Source organism: Bradyrhizobium sp. LA6.1 (genome assembly GCF_040547805.1).
Lineage (GTDB): Bacteria > Pseudomonadota > Alphaproteobacteria > Rhizobiales > Xanthobacteraceae > Bradyrhizobium > Bradyrhizobium barranii.
Window position 1 is genome coordinate 1 of record NZ_JBEPQK010000016.1, and the last position, 14,012, is coordinate 14,012.

13 protein-coding genes and 2 pseudogenes are annotated in these 14,012 nt (G+C 59.0%); 3 read left to right on the forward strand and 12 right to left on the reverse strand.

What is annotated here, in order from left to right; translation table 11 throughout:
* Positions 1-738: 738 nt before the first annotated feature.
* From ABIB99_RS31255 to ABIB99_RS31265, 3 genes and pseudogenes are all read right to left on the reverse strand, one after another.
* A pseudogene (locus tag ABIB99_RS31255) lies at positions 739-2,058 on the reverse strand (beta-ketoacyl-ACP synthase).
* Positions 2,055-2,909 (reverse strand): annotated as a pseudogene (locus ABIB99_RS31260) (beta-ketoacyl synthase N-terminal-like domain-containing protein); the annotation flags it as partial. The pseudogenes ABIB99_RS31255 and ABIB99_RS31260, both read right to left, overlap by 4 nt.
* A complete protein-coding gene (locus ABIB99_RS31265) occupies positions 2,878-3,612 on the reverse strand; it encodes a spermidine synthase (RefSeq protein ID WP_354121919.1) in 735 nt (244 codons plus the stop codon). The gene ABIB99_RS31265 and the pseudogene ABIB99_RS31260, both read right to left, overlap by 32 nt.
* A 268-nt stretch (positions 3,613-3,880) precedes the next feature.
* Here ABIB99_RS31265 and ABIB99_RS31270 point away from each other — a divergent pair, with 268 nt between their 5' ends.
* Genes ABIB99_RS31270 through ABIB99_RS31280 form a run of 3 tightly spaced genes read left to right on the forward strand, consistent with a single transcriptional unit; the run spans position 3,881 to position 5,590 of the window.
* The gene (locus ABIB99_RS31270; protein ID WP_354116215.1) at positions 3,881-4,201 is read left to right on the forward strand and encodes a helix-turn-helix transcriptional regulator; all 321 of its coding nucleotides are present in this window, start codon (positions 3,881-3,883) and stop codon (positions 4,199-4,201) included.
* A 42-nt stretch (positions 4,202-4,243) separates the two neighbouring features.
* A complete protein-coding gene (locus tag ABIB99_RS31275) occupies positions 4,244-5,137 on the forward strand; it encodes an SMP-30/gluconolactonase/LRE family protein (RefSeq protein ID WP_354122502.1) in 894 nt (297 codons plus the stop codon).
* A gap of 54 nt (positions 5,138-5,191) precedes the next feature.
* Positions 5,192-5,590 (forward strand): DUF983 domain-containing protein, encoded by a 399-nt coding sequence (locus tag ABIB99_RS31280; RefSeq protein WP_354116217.1) that lies wholly within the window; start codon positions 5,192-5,194, stop codon positions 5,588-5,590.
* A gap of 13 nt (positions 5,591-5,603) precedes the next feature.
* Here the strand turns inward: ABIB99_RS31280 and ABIB99_RS31285 are convergent, their stop codons facing one another.
* The 9 genes from ABIB99_RS31285 to ABIB99_RS31325 form a co-directional block, all read right to left on the reverse strand.
* The gene (locus tag ABIB99_RS31285) at positions 5,604-5,825 is read right to left on the reverse strand and encodes a hypothetical protein (RefSeq protein ID WP_354121917.1); all 222 of its coding nucleotides are present in this window, start codon (positions 5,823-5,825) and stop codon (positions 5,604-5,606) included.
* A gap of 90 nt (positions 5,826-5,915) precedes the next feature.
* Positions 5,916-6,164, reverse strand: a complete 249-nt coding sequence (locus tag ABIB99_RS31290; RefSeq protein ID WP_354121916.1) for a hypothetical protein — start codon at positions 6,162-6,164, stop codon at positions 5,916-5,918.
* A 187-nt stretch (positions 6,165-6,351) separates the two neighbouring features.
* Complete coding sequence (locus ABIB99_RS44520) at positions 6,352-6,711, reverse strand: DUF983 domain-containing protein (RefSeq protein WP_502917527.1); 360 nt, start codon at positions 6,709-6,711, stop codon at positions 6,352-6,354.
* 104 nt (positions 6,712-6,815) lie between these two features.
* Entirely contained in the window at positions 6,816-8,414 is a 1,599-nt protein-coding gene (locus tag ABIB99_RS31300) for a phosphoenolpyruvate carboxykinase (protein WP_354121914.1), read from the reverse strand.
* A 22-nt stretch (positions 8,415-8,436) separates the two neighbouring features.
* Positions 8,437-9,189: a methyltransferase domain-containing protein gene (locus ABIB99_RS31305; protein WP_354179269.1), complete on the reverse strand. Its 753-nt coding sequence runs from the start codon at positions 9,187-9,189 to the stop codon at positions 8,437-8,439.
* Positions 9,190-9,821: 632 nt separating this feature from the next.
* The gene (locus tag ABIB99_RS31310; RefSeq protein WP_354121912.1) at positions 9,822-10,355 is read right to left on the reverse strand and encodes an NADH-quinone oxidoreductase subunit B family protein; all 534 of its coding nucleotides are present in this window, start codon (positions 10,353-10,355) and stop codon (positions 9,822-9,824) included.
* Positions 10,356-10,368: 13 nt separating this feature from the next.
* Positions 10,369-11,880: a hydrogenase large subunit gene (locus ABIB99_RS31315; protein ID WP_354121911.1), complete on the reverse strand. Its 1,512-nt coding sequence runs from the start codon at positions 11,878-11,880 to the stop codon at positions 10,369-10,371.
* Between the two features lie 18 nt (positions 11,881-11,898).
* Positions 11,899-13,350 (reverse strand): hydrogenase 4 subunit F, encoded by a 1,452-nt coding sequence (locus tag ABIB99_RS31320; protein ID WP_354121910.1) that lies wholly within the window; start codon positions 13,348-13,350, stop codon positions 11,899-11,901.
* Positions 13,347-14,009 (reverse strand): hydrogenase-4 component E, encoded by a 663-nt coding sequence (locus ABIB99_RS31325; protein ID WP_354121989.1) that lies wholly within the window; start codon positions 14,007-14,009, stop codon positions 13,347-13,349. Before ABIB99_RS31325 ends, ABIB99_RS31320 begins: the two co-directional genes overlap by 4 nt.
* Between the last annotated feature and the right edge of the window lie 3 nt (positions 14,010-14,012).

Here is a 14,012-nt window from a genome sequence, read left to right on the forward strand (position 1 = left end):
CACCGCAAAGCCGCCCGCCCGCTACGGCGCTAGTTGAGGCGCGCGTCCGGGCGGCTTTGCTCTACCGAGCTACACCACCGCCGGGGACACGACCCTGCGCGCGGACGGCTGCGGACGCTTTGGAACGGGCTTGAACAGCCTAGTTGGCGCCCCTGGCCGTCAATCGCTTAATACCATAACCGATTGAATATAAAGCAATTTTTGTCTTCGTGTTCGGGCGATACCAACAGGAATACCAACAAACTGACGCGCTGTCTTAGCTAGCAAAAATAATTCGCGCGCTCCCTAGCAGCAGGGCATGAGCCAAGTGGCGAAATCCGCCTCGTCCTTCGTGCGCGCTTTCTTGGCGATACTGGTGTTGGAGCTAGAGGCCATGGTGGTCCGATTGGTTCGCCCGCCCAAACTCGCCGGCGTTATGGCGATCGTTGGACAGTTCGCTTGGGCTTAGTGGTCGGCCGCGTCTACCAATCTTAGCCATTCCGCTGCCATCTCGCGCAGAATCTTACGCGATTCCCGATCATTTGTTTGTCTCGCTAACTTCACGCAATGCTCGGCGTAGCCGACGTATTCCTCGCGTTTTTCAATTGTCGGAATTGACATGGATGACCTCGCTCGATCTTGCGGTAGTCCGCGCCATACGCTGTCAAGCTTCTCGAACTTCATCAGCATTCTTCGAGCCCCCACCTCCGAATGTGTAAGATGATCGGACGCTCAATATTTGCCGAGTCTCCCGGATGTCTACCCCGGCTCACGTCGCATGATGAGCGATACATTTTGGCCGCCGAATCCGAACGAGTTCGACATTGCCGTAGCGACCCGCGCGTCTCTTGCCTTGTTGGGCACGACGTCAAACGGAATTGCCGGATCCGGAACATCGTAGTTGATGGTGGGTGGAATGCGCTGGTGTTCCAGCGTCAACAGGGTGAACACCGTTTCTATGATACCGGCGGCAGAGAGTGTGTGTCCGATCATCGACTTGTTGGACGAGACGGGGATCTTGCGGGCATGATCGCCAAAGACGGCGGCGGCGCCGAGATATTCCATCTTGTCGTTCTCTGGCGTACTGGTTCCGTGAGCGTTGATGTAGTCGATCTGATCGAAGGTCATGCTTGCATCGGCGAGAGCGTTGCGGATGCAATCGGCGATCGGAACTCCGTCCGGTTTGGGACGGGTACGATGGAAAGTGTCCGCCAATTCACCGCAGCCGGCGATCACGCCCAAGATTTTCGCGCGGCGTCCAGGCTCTCCAGCACGAGCGCGCCGGCACCTTCAGCCATCACGAATCCTTGCCGGTTCTTCGAAAAGGGCTTCGATGCGCTGCGCGGGGTCATCGTTCTGAGTGGATAGCGCCGACAGGAGGGAAAATCGCACCATTGCCTCGGCATTGATGGAACCATCGGTTGCGACGCAAAGCGCGGCGTCGGTTTCTCCGCGCCGAATGGCCTCGACGCCAAGCTGGATCGCTGTTGCCCCCGACGCGCAGGCCGTTGAGACCGAGATGGGCGATCCTTTTGTGCCGAAGGTCTCACAGAGGTGGTCAGCAACCGAGCCGAACAGATAGCGAGCGTGGACGTGCGTGAAACGCCCGCCGCCGCTGGTCTGGAGCAGGATGTCGTAGTCTATGGAGCCTGATTCGCTGGAGGCTCGCGCGATTTCTTCGCGTTGCGGCCACTCGACTTCGACCGGCGCCAGACCGAGAAACAACGGGCCTGGAAAATCACCCTTTCGTCCAATTCCCGATTGGCCGACAGCCTCTTCGATGACGATATCCGCCAGACGCTCGGCCAGCTTTGTCGACGAGAACGGCTTCACCTCGACGAAGTCGATAGTGCCGGCGATACGCGTCTTCAAACCATGGGTGGAGAACCGCCGGATGGTGCTTATTCCAGACTCTCCGGCGGTAATTTTCGCCCAATTCTCAGCCTTGCCTTCGCCAAGCGACGTGATCACGCCCATACCGGTAACGACGACGATGGGACGATTGTGGCCGTCACGCGTCTTCGTCTTCGCGCTCCGCAGCTTTGTGGATGCCAAGCCGGTTTCAAGGAGTGCCGTCATGCGACGGCCTCTATGAGCGCCATTCCCTCTCCGCGCCAATGACCGACGCCGATGGCCACTATCTGGGCCGGCATCACGCCGATCTCGGTCCCTCGGCCGGATGTGTCGTTTGGAGGGACCAACGCGCCGCGGGACACGCTCAACGAAGCAAGCGCCAATGCTAACGGGAATTGCGCTTCGCTGAGATGTCCGAAGGACGTGCCGATCGCGCGGACGGGGACATCCCCGTGTGCCGACAGGAAGGCTGCTTCTTCCTCGGTGGCAATGGCAGCGCCGGTCGCTGCCGTGTAGATCGCGGTTGAATCTTCGGTGATCCTCAGGGACGCCCAGAGGCCTTCCAGAACGCCTTCGACTCCGCCCGCGGCAGATCGAGAGGAATGACCGGAGACGACGTTGACGAGCCGTGCAAACGGCTTGGCGCCTCGGCGCTCCGCATGAGGTCTCGACTCAAGCACCAGAAATACGCCACCCGATCCCAAAGCAAAGCCACCGCCGGTCCGCGACCAGACCGATGCGAAGTCCTTCTTGAGATTGAAGCCGCCGCATTCGTAGAGCATCAGCATTTCCTTGCGCTCGCCGTTGTGCGCGGCGCCGACCAAGGCAACCTCGCTCTGTCCGGAGGCGATCTTCGCCCACGCAATCCGGACGGCGTCCACGCCGGCGGCTGCCTCGCCCATAAAGGTCCGCGACGATCCGGACACACCGTGGACGATCGATATGTTGCCGGCGAGCAGATTGGATAGCTGCGTTCCCCCAGGGAGGAGACGAGCCCGACGCCTGTTATCCACGTCTCGTGTCGGTCTGCCGAAAGCTGCGACATTAGCGCAATCCACAGGCAAGATCGCGGCTTCGCAATCTTCCGCGGCGGATTGCCCAGCGTTCATGGCTATGGCGCATCACGCGATCGAGCGCCGCCCGTGAACCCAAGGTCTTCTCGGGGATGCAGGCGATGACGGCGTTGCGATCCTCGATGAATTGCTCGTCGACAATCCATGTCCGCAGTTCTTCACCGGCGAGCCTTGCTGCGATCCGGTCGGGTGTCGGATCAATGTCGTGGGCGACCATTACGTTCATCACGATCCGGCCGCCCGGTGCCAGGCGGGCGCGGATGGCGTCGCAGGTCTCCGCATCAAACTCTTCCGTGAAACGGAAGCCCGGTCCACCGACGTCGATCGCAATGCCGTCGTAATATGCGCGGTCATCGAACACGAATTTTCGAAAGTCGGAGACGATGCATGGCAATTCGTCCGGAAGATCGAAATACCTGTGCGCGAGCACGAAACTGATCGGGTTGATGTCGACGATGGTCAATCTCTTGCCGAGACGCCACAGCCGTGTCGCAAGATTTCCGCCGCCACAGCCCAGGACGAGGACTTGTTCGGAGCGGGATAGGAGTTCGTCCATGAGCTTGACATAGGTGAAGACGCTTTCGCCGTCGGGCGTTGCCTGACTTTGCCTTACGCCTTCTTCGAAGTACACGCGCGTACCGTCCCAAGAACATTCGACGATATCGATCTGTCCGTTCTTTCCTTGATAACGCCCCAGCAGTTTCACGGCAGGCAACTATCCTAAGATTAGAGTATCAGAATACATGCATTAAACATCTCTTATCATGTAATTTGCGGGGCACCAACGATTTCGGGTCCTGCTGGTAATGTTTCCGCATTCTCCGATAGAAATTCGATACAAGTCTCCGGCCGCAATCCAGTTCACGCCATTGAGAATTCGGCAATGATATATTCTTTATCTAGATTGATGCTTGAGACAGTAATTTGGATGGTGTAGATCTCTCCATGAGAAACTTACCGGAGCTCGCCATTTCATGATCACGGCCAACCAACTTAGGGCCGCCCGCGCGCTTCTGAATATTGACCAGCGGCAGACGGCCGAACTCGCTGATCTTTCAGTCCCCACCATTCAACGCATGGAAGCAAGTGACGGAGTTATCCGCGGGAACGTCGATTCTTTGATGAAATTGGTTTCTGCATTGGAGAATGCCGGGATCGAATTGATCAATCCGGGAGGGCAGAGTTCGGCCGGTGGTCGAGGCGTCCGTCTCAGGGAGCACGTCACGAAGCCGAAAGTGAAGAACACGAAGCAGCCCAAGCCTTCTTCGCCGCGGACTTTGGAACGGGCGCGATGACCCCCCGAGCCATCCGAATGATGGGTTTCTCGATCGAGGATGATGAAAACGCTGAAGACAAGTGTACTCGCAAGCGGATTCTCGCGCCTTAAGGCACCTAGATGGCATCTGGGCGCCTTATGGGTGTCCGACGTACGCGCCGGAAAGATCTTCCGCATCGATCTGGACGGCAAGGTTACGATCGTCGCCGACGTACCAGATCGCCCCTTCGGGCTGGGCTTTTTGCCCGACGGTAGCTTATTGGTCGCCTCGATGACCCGGCGGCTGATCCTGAAACTCGGTGCTGAGAAGCCCGTGATCCATGCCGACATGGCCGATGTCGCATCTGGGTATCTACGGGACCTAGCCGTCGCTCGCGATGGAAACGCCTATGTGACGTCTTTCGACGCGGATGCAACAGGACCCGACGGCTTCGCGTCGGCTCGGGTCCTTCTGACAATGCCGGACGGCAATATCCGATCGGTTGCCGACAACATCGCACATCCGAACGGATTGGCAATCACAAGTTCGCATAACCTACTGGTTGCGGAGACGCTCGGAAATCGGCTTCTCGAGTTCAAGATCGGCAGCGACGGAGGATTGCTGCATCGAAAAGTTTTCGCCGACTTCGAGGGGATGAGCCCACTCGGCATCTGCGGGGACGCTGAAGGCGCCGTCTGGGCGGCTGCCGCCCGACAGTCGCTTTTTGTCCGTGTGCAACCGGGCGGGCGGATCACACATCGCGTTCACGTACCGGGCCGGCATGCGGTCGCATGTCAGTTGGGCGGACAAGACGGCCGGACGCTTTTCTGTCTGACGGTAGCCGCCAATCTTAACGACTATCCCAATCTTTACGACTATCCCAACCGTCAGCAGGCGGCCCGCGTCGAGATAGCGACGGTCGACGTGCCGGGAGCTGCGAGTTCGGTACGGTTGGCGGAAATTGGCTCGCACTAGCGTTTCGAGTTGGCTTGCTCAGTCACCACCCAATCGAAACGCAGAAAGCTGACGATGGACCTCTCGGCCGAAAAGATCTCGGAAAAAACGCCATCGCCATATACCGCTGGCCTTCTGTGTCGATGTCCGCGTTGCGGCAAGGGAAAGTTGTTTGAGGGGTTCCTGACCCTGAAATCAAAGTGCGACGTGTGCGGCCTCGATTTCAGCTTTGCCGACGCCGGTGATGGGCCTGCCATATTCGTCATCATGATCGCCGGCGCCATTGTCGTGGGAGCCGCTTTGGTCACCGAGGTCAAGTATCAACCGCCGTACTGGGTCCACGCGGTACTGTGGATCCCGTTGATCCTGATAGTCACGCTATGGCCCTTACGAGGCCTGAAAAGTCTTTTGATCGCGTTGCAGTATCATCACAAGGCGTCGCAGGGAAAGCTCGTTCCGCGAGCCGAAGAATAGCTGCCTTAGCGGATCATGCATCGACCGGCGGCGCCTCCCGCGCCACAAGCCATATATGCTCGGCCCCACTGACATTCACACATAGAATTCCAAGGGCGGTAAGCACATCCGGCCACATCGTCCCTGATGCCCAGGTCAAGAGGACGGCTAGAACGATGACGATGTTCATGACCGCATGATTGCGAATGTCGGAGAACGAACCGGCCAAATGCGCGAACAGGCCGTGCTTGGACAAGATAGGCGATGTTGGTCAGCAGGAACGCCGAGGCGGTTGCGGCCAACGGCGTCGCGGACGGGATCGCGGCGCCGCAACAGTTCGCCGCGATCATCCAAAGCAAAAACCGGTCGGAATGAGAATGATCGTTCTGGAGAATCGGGCAAATGTCTCCCGGCCCGGCATGCTCCGGTTGTATCCGGACGACATCAAGACGCTCACGCTCGTTGCTTCGAGAAAGGCGATGCTGTCCGAAAACAGCGACGCCGATCGAGCTTCGATGGCCAATATCAATTCGAGGCGGAAAAATAAAGGTTGGCCGCAACCAGAAGCGGAAAAGAACTCAAGGCCTTGCTTCACGTCTTTGTTTCCAGCGATTTCGGGCGGACCTTAAGCTTGCCTGTTTACGCCGCGACGCGGGACGATACTACCAAGTCAAAGCTCGAGCGAGATGTGAGGAGATTGGTAATGTAGAAGAATCGAACTCGCTTCTCGATATTTCGCTCCCCCAAACGAAGAAGCGACGAATTTTGTGCTTCCAGTCGCGTCATTCGAAACCCGGAGCGTTCATCGCCCAGATTGCCGCGATGAAGATGGTTTTCGCACGCGGCAGAATAGTCAATGTTAGCGCCGCCGCAGTCAGCGGCCAGACTGTTATGCTCACCCGAAGAGGCCAGCGAAACGTGGTCTCGGCATATAACGCCGACGGTACGACCAAATGGCCGACGACGAGGATTGTCAGCCAAGCCGGTCCGTCGTCGGCGTGAGGTCTTGCCGTAGTGCTCGCCGCAGGAGGTGCAGTTTTCCACCTGATGCAGATAACTCCGGAAGAGCCTCCCCTGACCGCACGCGGGACACTTTCCGGCCACTGCCCGAGCGACCGTCGGCCAGATGCGCACAGGCAAATGTGAACCGCTCGCGGACATCCGAGTTAAGTTACCCCGGCTTGAGGGCGATCGGGCAGGGAACCCGAGCACTGATCGGCTGAGGTGCTTTTCCTTCCGTTAGAACCTACGCTGACACCGCGACCACCATGACGTCCGCTTGAACGACGCTTTTGAACTTCGCAAAATTGTCCTGGAACATCTGGACAAGCTTAGCCGCAGCGGCGTCGTACGCCTCCTTGTCGTCCCATGTCTCCCGGGGCTTCAAGATACGGCTGTCGATACCCTTGACCGATGCTGGTACCTGAAAGCCAAAGTGCTTGTCGGTGTAGAATTCGCCGTCGTTGAGTGTGCCGTCGAGTGCGGCCGTCAGCAGAGCACGGGTCACCTTGATGGGCATCCGTTGTCCCACCCCGTATTTCCCCCCGGTCCAACCGGTGTTCACCAGCCAGCAGTTTACGTTGTGCTTGGCAATGAGCGAGCGCAACAGATCGCCGTAGACCGAGGGCTGCCGGGGCATGAACGGGGCACCGAAGCAGGTCGAAAAGGTGGCTTCAGGTTCGACCACGCCCTTTTCCGTTCCAGCGACCTTGGCGGTGTACCCCGACAGGAAGTGAAACATGGCTTCCGCCGCGGTCAGCTTGGCAATGGGGGGCATCACGCCGAAGGCGTCCGCAGTCAGCATGACGAGATTCTTCGGATGCCCGGCGCGCCCGGTTTTTGAAGCGTTGGGAATGAAGTGCATCGGATACGCGGCACGCGTGTTCTCCGTCTTCGAGCCATCGTCGAAATCGCAGACGCGCGTGATCGGATCGAAGGCGACGTTCTCCAGGACCGTTCCGAAGCGCTGAGTGGTCGCATATATGGCCGGCTCGGCTTCAGCACTCAGCTTGATTGCCTTCGCGTAGCAACCGCCCTCGAAATTGAAGATGCCCTTGGAGCCCCAACCGTGCTCGTCATCACCGATCAGTGTGCGTCCCGGATCAGCGGATAGAGTTGTTTTTCCGGTTCCAGACAAACCGAAGAAGATGGCCGCATCATCCTGCGGGCCGACATTTGCGGAACAATGCATCGGCATGACATTGTGAGCGGGAAGAAAGTAGTTCAACGTCGTAAACACGGCCTTCTTGATCTCGCCGGCGTACGAACTTCCCCCTATCAAGACGATCTTTCGTGAAAAATCGATCGCGATCACTGTATCGCTGCGAACGCCATGGCGCTTGGGATCAGCCTTGAAGGTCGGGCAGCAGTAGATCGCGAGCTCCGGCACGAATGTCGAGAGTTCGCCGCGGTTGGGTCTGAGCAACAGAGTGCGGATGAAAAGCGAGTGCCAGGCAAGCTCCGTGAAAACGCGCGTAGGCATTCCAAATTCCGGATCGGCGCCGGCGCGTAGATCCTGAGCATACAACGTCTTGCCGGCGGAGTGAGCAATGAAGTCCTGGTACAGTCGCGCAAATTGCGCGGGGGTCATCTTGCCGTTGTTTTCCCACCAGATGGTCTGCTCCGTCTGGTCGTCACAGACAATATACTTGTCTTTTGGGCTGCGGCCGGTGTGCACGCCGGTTTCGGCGCAGAGCGCACCGCCGGAGGTGAGCTGCGCTTCACCGTCCTTGAGGGCGCATTCGTACAGTTCGGGTTCAAGGAAATTCCAGTTCACCCCTTTGAGATCTCTGAACCCGAATTTGTCTGCCCCGAATTCCGGGTTGCGTGTGCCTTGTTCTAACATTTCGTTTCTCCCTGGGCGCGGGTTAGGACGTGCAAGTGTCGACGACGACGGGCCTATTGTCATGCCAGGGCTGACGCGGGCGCCGCAACGTCCAACCACAGCCGACGGTTTTGGAAAGCTTCGCTATGTAGCGCCGATTGGCGGCCCGGCGCCGCCTCGGCAGGCAGGCGATGAGGACATTTCGGTTTAGACGACCCGGATGGTCGAATATCCATGAAGTCATGTGACCTTCGGACAGATCGCTGCTGATCATGTCAGGCGCAGCGTCAAAATCGGTCGCGACAAGCATGTTCAGGATTGCGCGTCCGCTGGGTTTCAGCCGAGCCGTGATCGAATGACAGGTTGCCGGATCGAACTGCTCCTCGAAGCAAAATCCGGGTCCGCCGACGTCGATCGCTATGCCGTCAAAAATACGCGTCTCAGCTAAGAGATACTCCCTAAAATCCGCGACGACGCAGGGAATTTCCTTCGGCAATCCGAAGAAGCGCTTGGCGATGTCGAAGCTGACTGGGTTGTGGTCGACCACGGTCACGCTCTTTCCTTGGCGTGCCAGCATCGTCGCGAGGTTACCTCCACCACATCCGAGAAGCAGGACACTGTTGGCGTCGCTGAAAAACGCTTCCATTATCTTTACGTAGGGGAATCTACTCTCCCCGGACGTCGAGCTTTGGCTCTGGAAAATTTCGCCTTCGCGATAGAAGCGGTCGCCCGTCTGTTCGCTTTCCCAGATCGCGATCTCACCCAGCTTGCCTTTGTATTTGCCGATGATCTTCAAGGCTACTCTCGTCAAATGTGATGTGTTGTACATCAGTAGCGATCGCCCATAGATGTATACATAACGATCATATTTTCGTCTAGTCGCCTCTCCGATGCGACGAACCGTTAGTCCCGAGATTCAGCGTCACCTTCTAGATCAGTGCGTGGCGTCGACGGCGGCATGCGCGTTAGCTCCGAAACTGGCCACGCAGACGCTCAATAGCGCCGACCACAATATGGGCGCAGCCGCGTGGGGGCCGAGATGCCAGGTCATCGAGACCAGGATGCCCGGAGGCGGCTGCAGGGCAAGCGATGCGCACCCGATGGACGCAAAAAAGAGACAGATGGCGAGCGTACTGGCTGTTCGATCAGGCTCGGAGGTCGACATCAGGCGCGATGCGTGGTGGATTCGCGTGCTCGTCAACGTAACGTAGCGGTGCTTCGTCAGAGCGACCCCCGCAGCGAGCACCACGTAGATCAATGGCAGCAACGAGACCACTGACAACATCGGGGCGCGACTAGACGTGCTGGAACCATCATCCCGATATTGTGCGAAAAGGAATATCAACGGCGTCATCGCAAGGACTATTCCGGTTTGAACGCACCCTGCGATCAAGCCGGCTTGGAATAGTCGAAGGCGTCCCCAGAGCCTCAAGTGGAAGCGGCGCTTTTGGCCGCTCGATCGAGCAGGGCGAGAAGGCCCTGCAAGATCATGGTGGGCGGCGGAGGACAACCGGGAATATGAAGATCGACGGGAACCACTTGCGAGACCCCTCCTACCACTGCATAGCTGCCGGCAAAGCAGCCGCCATCCCGGGCGCAATCTCCCACGGCAACGACCCACTTCGGGTTGGGGGTCGCATCGTAGGTGCGCTCCAACGCGTCGCGCATGTTCTTCGTCACCGGTCCGGTTACCATCAACACGTCGGCATGACGCGGCGACGCAACGAACCGGAGACCGAAGCGCTCGACGTCGTAGTAGGCATTGTTCAATGCGTGGATTTCAAGTTCGCATCCGTTGCAAGATCCAGCATCGACCTCGCGTATCGAGAGGCTTCGGCCGAGACGCCGTCGCGCCGCGCGACCGACGGCAGTGGCGAGCTCGGTCACCGCGGCGTCGTCCGGTGACGGTGCTTGCTCGGTGAACGGCCGGCGAAACAGGCTCTCAAAAAGCAGCTTGCGCATCTGGTGCCGTTCCTCAGAGATCGTGGCCCGAATAGGAGCAATTGAAGGATTTGTTGCAGAGCGGGAAGTCGGCGATGATGTTGCCCTCGATTGCGGCCTCTAGAAGCGGCCATTGAAACCACGACGGGTCGCGCAGATGGCATCGTTCGACCCGGCCATCCCGCAAGCGGAGCCAAACCAGGACGTCGCCGCGAAATCCCTCGACGATCGCCATGCCTTCCCGGACTTCCCGCCGGTGCCCCGCATGCGTTCCCAGCGGGCCATCGGGAAGCTGGTCCAATATTTGGTCGATCAGCAGAAGGCTCTGTTCAACCTCGCGCACGCGGATCCAGACGCGCGCGTTGACATCCCCCTCGTTCAGGACCGGGACTTCGAAGCGCAGCGCGTCATACGGTGGATACTTAAGTGTGCTTCGCGCGTCGAAGGACCGACCGGATGCGCGGCCTATGTAGCCTCCAGCGGCATACTGCTTGGCCAATGCGGGCTTAAGCACGCCCGTATCGACCGTGCGATCCTGCAGCGATGCCGTATTGTCGTAGAGTTCGACCAAAGCAGGAAACCGCCGGCGGATGTTATCCAGCGCCGCCTGGATGGTCTCTCTCCCTTCATCGTTAAGGTCGCGGGTCACGCCACCGGGCACGATAATATCCCGCATCAGCCGATGACCGAATGCGGTATGGGATGCGCGCAGAATGCTCTCTCGCAACACGCTGCACAGAGCGTGCATCAGTGCGAAGGACGCGTCGTTGCAGATTGCGCCGATGTCGCCGAGATGATTGGCAAGCCGTTCAAGTTCAGCGAGCAGCGCTCGCAGCCAAACCGCGCGATCGGGTACGACAAGCTGTAAGGCTGCTTCGGCCGCTCGCGAAAACGCAAAGGCGTAGGCGACTGTGCTGTCGCCTGATACGCGTCCGGCGAGCTGGACAGCCCGTTCAAGATTGGCTCCAGTCATGAGGCCCTCGATACCCTTGTGGGTGTATCCCAGCCGTTGTTCCAGCCGGACCACGGTCTCACCGCTTGCCGTAAACCGAAAATGCCCGGGTTCGATAATTCCCGCGTGCACCGGACCGACCGCGACCTGATGCAGGCCGCCGCCTTCCGCCGGCAGGAAATGATAGGGCGACGCCTTCGACAATGCGTTGATGCGGTTTCCCAAGGGGAAGTGAACGGCCCAACAACCGTGATCAAGCCACGGACGAGTGTCAGGCAAGCCTTCCGCTGACAATCCAAACAGATCGTTGATGGTGTGCTCCAATCGAAGCGCCGGAGGGTGGTGTTTGCCGACTGAAGGATAAGCGCGGTCGGGGCAATCCAGGCTGACGGTGGCGACTTCTGCCGTATGTCCATCCATAATCGCCATGTGCACCGTTGAGGGTTCTCCCCAAAGGCCGAGTAGGCTCCAGCGTCCATGTGCCAGCTCGCTTGCCGCAAATGTCCAAACGGAAGCATCGACTGTAGCTCGCGGCCACGGGCTGTGTTGTTGGACCGGGCGGCCCTCCAGCATGAGATCGATCAGCGATGGCATATCCTGTTGATCTCCAAACTATCCAAGAAGGCGAGCCACGTGTTGGAACCAGGTGACGAGCGGCGCTGGAAGATAGATTCCCGCGATCAGAACCAGCGAGAGATGGGCAAACATCGGCACATAGGAAGCCTCGGCTGACTTGGTGCTGCCGCGAGGTTCTCCAAATGCGACGCTTGTCAGGCGTAACGTCAAAGCGCCGAACGCCAACAACAGCCCGAACACCAGTACAATCGCGAGCAGCGGCTGGCGTGCGAAGGTCGAGCTTACGACCAGGAATTCGCTCATGAAGATGCCGAGCGGCGGCAAGCCCGCGATCGCGACGACGCCCGTTACCAGACCCCAGCCGAGCGCCGGATGGGTCACGGTCAAGCCCCGGATCCTGGAGATTCGCTGCGTGCCCTTGATCTGCGATATATGTCCGACGGCGTAGAAGATCGCGGACTTGGTTAGGCTGTGCATCACCATGTGCAACAGCCCTGCGAAATTGGCGAGCGGGCCGCCCATGCCGAACGCGAACACGATGATGCCCATGTGTTCGATCGAGGAATAGGCGAACAGCCGTTTGATGTCGCGTCGGCGGTAGAGCATGAAAGCCGCGAAGACGAGCGAAACTAGGCCCATCGTCACCATAAGGGGACCAGGAGCGATCGCTGCCGGATGGGCGGCCAGCAATATCTTGAAGCGCAATAGCGCGTAGAGCGCGACATTCAGCAGTAGCCCCGACAGTACCGCCGATATCGGCGTCGGACCTTCGGCGTGGGCGTCGGGCAGCCATGCGTGCAGCGGCGCCAGACCGACCTTGGTGCCGTAGCCGAGCAGCAGGAATATGAAAGCGACGTTGAGAAGCGCAGGATCGAAATTCGCGGCATGTTGGATCAGAAGTGTCCAGACCATGCCGTCCTGACCCTCGCCCATGACCGGACGCGCTGCCATGTAGATCAAGATCGTGCCGAACAGGGCGAACGCTATTCCGACGCTCCCCAGAATGAAATATTTCCATGCCGCTTCCAGAGCGGCGTGGGTGCGATAGATGCCGACCATCAGCACTGTGGTGAGCGTCGCAATTTCCACCGCGACCCACATCAGGCCGATATTGTTCGACACGAAAGCTAGGTTCATGCCGAACATCATGGTCTGATACATGGCGTGGTAGAAACGCAGATAAACCGGTGTCAACCGACCAGTCTCCAGTTCATGCGCGATGTAGCTGGCGCTGAAGATGCTGGTCGTGAACCCCACGAAGGTGTTGAGTACGATGAAGACGATGTTCAGATCGTCGACGAGCACGTACGGCCCCGGCGGCGGACGTTCGATGACGAACAACGAGAGGGCCGAAAGAAATGTCGCCAAGCTCGCCACGACGTTCAACCTCGCCGTCAGCCGGTAACCCGGCAGTATGGCCAGCAACGCTGCCGAGCCGATCGGAATTATCAGGATAGCCGCCACCGGATCGAAGGAAGGTACGTTCATCGCCGTTCGCCCCGGTAGTCGTCGAGCGCAGAGACATCAACGGAATCGAAACGTTCGCGGATCCGGAATAGGAAGATGCCGATGACGATGAAGGCGATCAGGATCGAGAAGGCGACGCTGATCTCGACCACCAGCGGCATGCCCTTGGCGCCGGTTGCCGCCAGCACCAGCCCATTCTCGAGCGACATGAATCCGACGACCTGGCTGACGGCGTTGCGACGGGTCACCATGACCAGAAGTCCGAGCAGTACGACCGACAAGGCAAAAGCGAGATCCTCGCGCGCCAATGGATCGGCCTCCGCGGTCACCCGCAGCATCAGCACCATGGAGAGGGCAACCAGTGCCATCCCGGCCAGCATGGTCGGGCCGATCCCCACGGCCGCCTCGATGTCGCGATGAATCCCAAGCTGCTTGACGATGCGATGCAACGCCACCGGAATGACGATCGCCTTGAAGACGAGGGCGATTGCAGCCGTGATGTAAAGATGAGGAGCGCTCTGGACAAAGGCCTGCCAAGCGACGGAAAGCGCGAGCACCAGGGCGTGAAGCGCAAAAACGTTGAGAAGCGAATAAAGCCTGTCCTGGTACAGCATCATGAAGCTGATCAGGACGAGCCCGCCAGCCAGCGTGTGCGAGACGTCGAAGGAGAGGCTGTGCATCTG

Coding starts and splice junctions, on each gene's coding strand:
- ABIB99_RS31270 (WP_354116215.1), top strand. CDS start 3,881: ATGATCACGGCCAACCAACTTAGGGCCGCCCGCGCGCTTCTGAATATT.
- ABIB99_RS31275 (WP_354122502.1), top strand. CDS start 4,244: ATGAAAACGCTGAAGACAAGTGTACTCGCAAGCGGATTCTCGCGCCTT.
- ABIB99_RS31280 (WP_354116217.1), top strand. CDS start 5,192: ATGGACCTCTCGGCCGAAAAGATCTCGGAAAAAACGCCATCGCCATAT.
- ABIB99_RS31300 (WP_354121914.1), bottom strand. CDS start 8,414: ATGTTAGAACAAGGCACACGCAACCCGGAATTCGGGGCAGACAAATTC.
- ABIB99_RS31310 (WP_354121912.1), bottom strand. CDS start 10,355: ATGCGCAAGCTGCTTTTTGAGAGCCTGTTTCGCCGGCCGTTCACCGAG.
- ABIB99_RS31315 (WP_354121911.1), bottom strand. CDS start 11,880: ATGCCATCGCTGATCGATCTCATGCTGGAGGGCCGCCCGGTCCAACAA.
- ABIB99_RS31320 (WP_354121910.1), bottom strand. CDS start 13,350: ATGAACGTACCTTCCTTCGATCCGGTGGCGGCTATCCTGATAATTCCG.
- ABIB99_RS31325 (WP_354121989.1), bottom strand. CDS start 14,009: ATGCACAGCCTCTCCTTCGACGTCTCGCACACGCTGGCTGGCGGGCTC.